The 4264-nt window shown below is 37.2% G+C and carries 2 protein-coding genes; one reads left to right on the top strand and one right to left on the bottom strand.

Features of this window, described 5'->3' with window-relative positions; all coding sequences use genetic code 11:
* Positions 1 to 266: 266 nt before the first annotated feature.
* The gene (locus tag AKA01nite_RS09125; RefSeq protein WP_186805158.1) at positions 267 to 1784 is read right to left on the bottom strand and encodes an AcpB/EbpR/MafR family transcriptional regulator; all 1518 of its coding nucleotides are present in this window, start codon (positions 1782 to 1784) and stop codon (positions 267 to 269) included.
* Positions 1785 to 1975: 191 nt separating this feature from the next.
* Here AKA01nite_RS09125 and AKA01nite_RS09120 point away from each other — a divergent pair.
* A partial coding sequence (locus AKA01nite_RS09120) for a collagen binding domain-containing protein (RefSeq protein ID WP_146925018.1) occupies positions 1976 to 4264 on the top strand: 2289 nt, incomplete at its 3' end.

Raw genomic sequence — 4264 nt, 5'->3', positions numbered from 1 at the left:
CTAAAAATAATATAGTAAAAGTAGATATTATTTTTGAACGAACAACCTTATTTCAGCTTATCTAAAGAAGTTGAAACTATAAAAGGAAAAACTCCTGAAGCTAATCACTTAGCTTCAGGAGTTTCTTTCTTAAAATCCTATACTTCTTAAGTAAACAGACTTCCTCTAGCACTTTCCACCAAAAACAACGAAACTTCTTAAGATAACCCCATTTTAACCAATTAAGCGAACCTCTTTTACTCCAAATCATTTCTAGCATGAAATTTCTAATCCATACTATCCTCTTCATCGCGTTTTTTTCGTCGGTTCTTCTTAAATGTATCGTTAATGGCGCTGAACAGAGGCTTTAGTTGACTGCTGGTTATATTACTATGTAAGGAAACGACTGGCTGTTCGATATCCAGAGTAAGTGTGATGGATGAGACAAGGATATCAAAGCTGTAGTTATTCAATCTCTGTTTATTTAAAAAAGGGTCATTATAAATAGATACACGACACGCGCTTTCGAGTTTCGCCTGAAGAAAGCGGGCAATATTATCGGCATGACGATATCCCAGCGGACTATATACAAGTATGTGACAGCTTGTATAGTTTTCATAAAGAAGTTGAAAAAGTTTTTTCCATCTAGAAAGAATCAGATAAAGCAACTCTTCTGTATTGATTTTTTCTGATTTGATGTCATAAAAAGAATAGATATTGTTTAAAAATTCAATCAACGTTTTGTTAAAATCGGGATACTGTTCTTTTGTCTCCCTCAGCAGATTATAGTCAGCAGGTTTGAAAATAAGATAAGTATTCAGGGCTTTGGCATAAGCTGTTTTGGAGTACTGATACATCATATCATCAATCTTGGTAGCGATATGTGTAAAATCCGCTATCGGTAAGTCAAAAGACTTGGCAATATCACATAATCCTTCTTTAATCGTTTCTGTATAATCTGGTCGATTTATAGGAATAATATTTTTAATGTACGATCTGAAGTAGTAGAACATATAGGAAGTGTAAATCTTTCCATATAATTGTTTTTTGTCTGAAGAGATATCGACAGTTTTGAGCCAGGAATCAACATACAGATGCATGTTCTTAAATTCCTCTGTTAGTCCGGATCCTTTTGTCAATTCAGAATCGTTTAAATCGCGGTAGAAACGCTCCCTTACAATGCTGACGGCAGTAAACAAAACAAATTTCTGGACATTCACTGTGTCAAATTGGATGGAATCGATTTTTGCCAATGAAGCAATCAATTTTTCAATTTCATAGTAATCAATAGACGGAAGCGGCCAATTTTGATAGCCGTAAACTTCCAGAAAATAGGAAGTGAAGAAACGTCTCACTAAAAACTCATCCCCAGTTATTTGATAAGGACGTGTTTCAAGTATTAATCCATAGTCAGATAATTCTTTTTTAAGGATTGTAATCATTCTACTCAAAGTTGAACTGCTTATATGGAGCTCATTTTCAAGATCCAGTCCGGTCATTTCATTTTTAAGGAGCAGTTTTTCAAGTAGTTGCAACGAAGGAGAGGAGCGTAAGGTCTTGTGCTGAAAGGCATCGATGCTTACATTTTCAGGGAGATCGAGTGAATAACCCTCAGCCAGTGAATTTATTGAGCCCCCTATATTACTTACTCGAATTTTCAGTTCGTCTATGTAATCACTGACCGTTCTTTTTGAAGAGTCAACTAAGACAGTCAGTTCTTCTAAGGTAAGTGTTTTTTCAGCGAAAAATAAGTGTTCTATGATAGTGTACTGTTTACGCTCTTTTTCAGGTATAAGTTTCCACATGTCACTACTCATCCTTTCGTAGCTTTATACATTTAATTTTATCATAGTTCTGTTAGTAGTCGAAATTTTCTAACCCATTTATTCATTTTCTGCATGACACGTTGCAAGTTATGATAACTTTAACATCTGATAGTTTGATAGAATTAATTATGATGTCATTTTAATGAGAAAACGATGAAGGAGGAGTTTTTATGAAAAAAGGATTACAGATCGTACTTGTAGCGATACTGTTTGTCCAGCAGTTTATGATGATGCCATTCTCTGTTATTGCAGAAGATTGGTCGGCAGACGAGGGTATTAACTTCAAGTCGGTTAAACTGGTCGATGAGAACGGTGAAACAGTGGAGGTTGTAACTAACGATTCTCAGGTGACACTGGAACTGGAGTGGGAAACGACTCAAGCAGGGGAACGCGAACGAACGCTTTACCTTCCTGAAACGTTGACAGCACATCCAGGCACTCAAAAGTTAAAAAATGATAATGGAGATGAGGCAGGCGTATACATACTGACTGAAAAACAGTTGATGCTGAAGACTCAAAAATCCGAGACGACTCAATCTGGAAAGGTGCGCCTTTCAGCTAGATTGAATACGAAAGAAGCTGGGCAACAAACGCTTGTCTTCAATTCTAAAAGTGATGAGTGGAACTTAAACGTAAATGTTACTCAGACTGTAAATAAGGAAATGGAAAATAAGACAGAAGAAAAATCAAATAAAGCAGAAGACAAAGTAGATGCAAATGAAAAAGTGGATGATGAAAAGAATAACGCACAAGAAAATGATTCTGAAAAGCCAGAAGAAAAATCAGAATCAGTCGATTCCGAAGAGGCTAACGCTGATACAAATAAAAAAGAAGATTCTGAAGAAAAAATAAAAGACGAGTCTAATGATGAAGCAGACCTTCAATTAGACAAAGAAGAAGCGACGGAAGAACCTGCTGAGTCTAAAAATACTAATAATACTGAAAAATCAGACGCTGTAAAAGCCGATAAAAAAGAATCTGTTTCTACACTGGCTGAAGTTGGTGACCAATTGAAATTTAGCAATGTATTGTTCACGGACGATAATGGAACAGAATTCAGTGCAGGCAATCCTTATGACCTAGATGTTTCACCCATAGGCAGACTTTCTCTTGACTGGTTCCTGACGCAAGGTCATACGGCGACCGGAGGAGACACATACAGTTTCCAGCTTCCCAATGCCTTTAAACCAGTATCTGGAACGTCAGGCAAATTAGGCGACGTTGGAACATGGACAGTCAATGCTGCTGGTGAAATAACCTTTTTATTCAATGAAGCAGTTGATGGTGATGAAGTGAACGGTTCGTTCTGGTTTGAAGTGTCTCTTGATGAAGAGGCATTGAGTGATGAAATCGAACAAGAAGTAAAGTTTGATGTCGATCCTGAGACGACTGTTAACTTCCCTGTCACACCAAAAAACAGTAGTTTGATCGATAAAAAAGGAACGATAAACAGCGAAGGATTCAACTCAACTGAAGCCTATTGGACTGTGGACATCAATACATCACTTAAAAAAATGGTTGATCCAGTTGTTTCGGATGATCTTCCTATAAATATGACATATAAAAAAGACAGCCTAGTCATAACAACCTTGAAAATGACACCCCAAGGACAACGAATTGAAAAAGACGTACTGTCTCCTGAATTCTATTCAGTTTCAATGAATAACGGCAAACTCGTCGTTGATTTAAACGGATTGGATGAGGAACAATTAAAACAAGCTTACAGACTTGACTATGCAACTGAGATCGTTGAACCGGATAAAGGATTCGATGGCAGTCAGAGATTTAAAAATAAAGCAGTCCTGTCGAGTGGCGGCTCTACTTATGACGCCAGATCTACAGTAAGCAGTGGTTACGGTAAAGCTATTGAAAAGCTCGATCCGGGATATAATAGTAAAGAACAGTCTTTTAATTGGACGATCAACTATAACTACAATGAAAAGCGAATCGATAAGGGCAGTGCTCAGTTAAAAGATTCGTGGACACCTAAAGGACAGATGGCGCTTGATGAAAATTCATTAAAGGTATATCCGGTAACGATCGATGAGAATGGCAAGTCAACCGTTGCAACAGACCCAATCGATTCATCCCTTTACGACTTAACTGTTAATCCGGATGATTCTGGATTCGATCTGCAATTCAATGAAGCGATCGATAGACAAGCTTATCAGATTCGTTACACAACGAATGTACTTGGTGATAAAGGTAATAACATCGTTGAAAGTAACGGCAGTGTTTCCAATAAAGTCAATACGGGAACTGAACACTCTGATGGCAGCAGTGGCAAGTGGGGCCAGCAAGGTATAATCAAAAAACATATCAATACAGATGTTGGTAACAAACAGATCGACTGGCAAATGAAAATCAATCAAAACAGTTATCTAATGGAAAATCTTAAATTGACGGATGTCTTTAAAGACGACGGACTCACTTTAATGGAAGATGAAAGTAACTATTCT

Source organism: Alkalibacterium kapii, from assembly GCF_007988865.1.
Classification (GTDB): domain Bacteria; phylum Bacillota; class Bacilli; order Lactobacillales; family Carnobacteriaceae_A; genus Alkalibacterium; species Alkalibacterium kapii.
Note: the sequence above shows the minus strand (reverse complement) of the source record. Positions and strands in the feature narration are given on the sequence as shown.

Coding starts and splice junctions, on each gene's coding strand:
- AKA01nite_RS09125 (WP_186805158.1), bottom strand. CDS start 1,784: ATGTGGAAACTTATACCTGAAAAAGAGCGTAAACAGTACACTATCATA.